Annotated in this window: 2 protein-coding genes; one reads left to right on the plus strand and one right to left on the minus strand. The window is 72.3% G+C overall.

All coding sequences use genetic code 11. From position 1 onward, the window contains the following. Positions 1-38 precede the first annotated feature (38 nt). Positions 39-896: a LysR family transcriptional regulator gene (locus P409_RS33360; RefSeq protein ID WP_034848808.1), complete on the minus strand. Its 858-nt coding sequence runs from the start codon at positions 894-896 to the stop codon at positions 39-41. A 119-nt stretch (positions 897-1,015) separates the two neighbouring features. On the opposite strand from P409_RS33360, the gene gstA reads away from it, so the two are divergent. After that, positions 1,016-1,630, plus strand: coding sequence for a glutathione transferase GstA (gene gstA / locus P409_RS33365; protein WP_034848810.1), 615 nt, complete (start codon positions 1,016-1,018; stop codon positions 1,628-1,630). Positions 1,631-1,817: the final 187 nt, after the last annotated feature.

Raw genomic sequence — 1,817 nt, forward strand, 5'->3', positions numbered from 1 at the left:
GGTGAGGGGGAGAGCCGCCGTCGAGCGAATGTCCCTGGCTAAGTCTGCACCCCCTCCAGCCTCTCCCGATCCTCGGCCAGCGCGGCCGCGAGCCAGTCGGCGACGACCCGGATGCGCGGCACGTCCTTGGCCGGAGCCGGCAGGACGATCCACAGCTCGCGGCTGGCCACCGGCGCCGGGCCGGACAGGCGGCGCAGGCCTGGGGCGCCGTCCGCCATGTAGCAGGGGATTACGGCGCGCCCCAGCCCGGCCTGCGCCGCGGCCATCAGCTCGGGCCCGCCGGTGACGCGCAGCACCGGGTCCGTGCCGCCGGGCTGGTCGCGCAGCCAGACCATCTGCGGCACCGCATCCAGCGCCGGCTCCAGCGCGATCCAGCCTTCGGCCACGCCGTCCTCCGGCCCGTAGACCGCATGGCCGATGCGGACGCCCAACCGGGCCGCGAGGTCGCCGGAGCGGGGGCGGGCCTGGCGCAGCGCGATATCGGCGTCCCGCCGCTCCAGATCGGTGTTGATGTCGGTGCTCAGCACGGTCGGCCGCAGCCCGGGATGGCGGCGGCGCAGATCGCCCAGCCGCGGGATCAGCCAGGCGGCGGCGAAGCCCGGCAGGACCGAGATCGTGACCGGGCCGGACAAGGCGGCGTCGCGGTCCTGGGCCGCGTGCTGGATGGCGATCGCCGCCCGCTCCATGGTCTCCGCCTCGGCCGCCACCGCGGCGCCGACCGGCGTCGGCCGGAACCGCCGTTCGACCCGCTCGAACAGGGGCGTGCCCAGCCCCGCCTCGGCGGCGGCGAGACGGCGCGACACGGTGGTCTGGTCGACCCCCAGGGCCTGCGCCGCGGCGGAGGCGGTGCCGTGCCGGGCGAGCGCCAGGACGAAGCGGGCGAGATCCCAATCCATTCCTGCAGTATTGCAGAATGATCCGGCAGAATCTCGGCTTTCCTGCAGGCGAGGCGGCGATCAAATCTGGGCGCGTGACCCGCTGCGATCCTGCGGCGGCCCAGATGCCGGAGAGCCGGATGAAGCTGTACTACGTCCCCGACACCTGCTCGCTGTCGCCGCACATCGTGCTGCGCGAGCTGGACCTGCCCTTCACCCTGGTCCGGGTCGACAACCGGACCAAGACCACCGCCGATGGCGGCGACTTCCTGGCGATCAACCCCAAGGGCTATGTCGCGGCGCTGCAGCTCGATGACGGCAGGGTGCTGACCGAGGGGCCGGCGATCCTGCAATACCTGGCCGATCTGAAGCCGGAGGCCGGGCTGGCGCCGGCGAATGGCAGCTGGGAGCGGGTGCGGCTGCAGGAATGGCTGAACTTCATCACCAGCGAGATCCATGCCGGCCTCAGCCCGCTGTTTAACGCGGCACTGCCGGAGGAGGCGAAGGCGATCTTCCGCGACAAGCTGGCCCGTCGCCTCGCCGTGGTCGAGACGACGCTGCAGCGGCAGGACCATCTGCTCGAGGGCGGCTTCAGCGTCGCCGACGCCTATCTGTTCACGGTGCTGGGCTGGACCCGGTTCTTCGCCATCGATCTCGGCCGCTGGCCGGCGGTCGCGGCCTATATGCGGCGCATCGGCGCCCGTCCCTCGGTGGCCGCCGCGCTGGCCGCCGAGGCGCCGGCCGAAGCGGCCTGATCCTTCCCAAGCCTGCCAGGAGACATTCGATGCTTCCCAAGACCCTGCTCGACCATGCCGGCGCCAAGCTGGAGCCCGCTTTCTTGTCGGAATCGATCCTCGTTCTGATCGACATGCAGCGTGAATACAGCGATGGCGGGCTGGCCCTGCCGGGCGTCGGCCCGGCGGTCGAGGCGGCGGCCGCACT

Source organism: Inquilinus limosus MP06 (genome assembly GCF_000767795.1).
In the GTDB taxonomy this organism is placed as follows: Bacteria; Pseudomonadota; Alphaproteobacteria; order DSM-16000; family Inquilinaceae; genus Inquilinus; species Inquilinus limosus_E.

Excerpts from the sequence above, each read along its gene's own strand:
- P409_RS33360 (WP_034848808.1), bottom strand. The coding sequence starts at position 896 with ATGGATTGGGATCTCGCCCGCTTCGTCCTGGCGCTCGCCCGGCACGGC.
- gstA (WP_034848810.1), top strand. The coding sequence starts at position 1,016 with ATGAAGCTGTACTACGTCCCCGACACCTGCTCGCTGTCGCCGCACATC.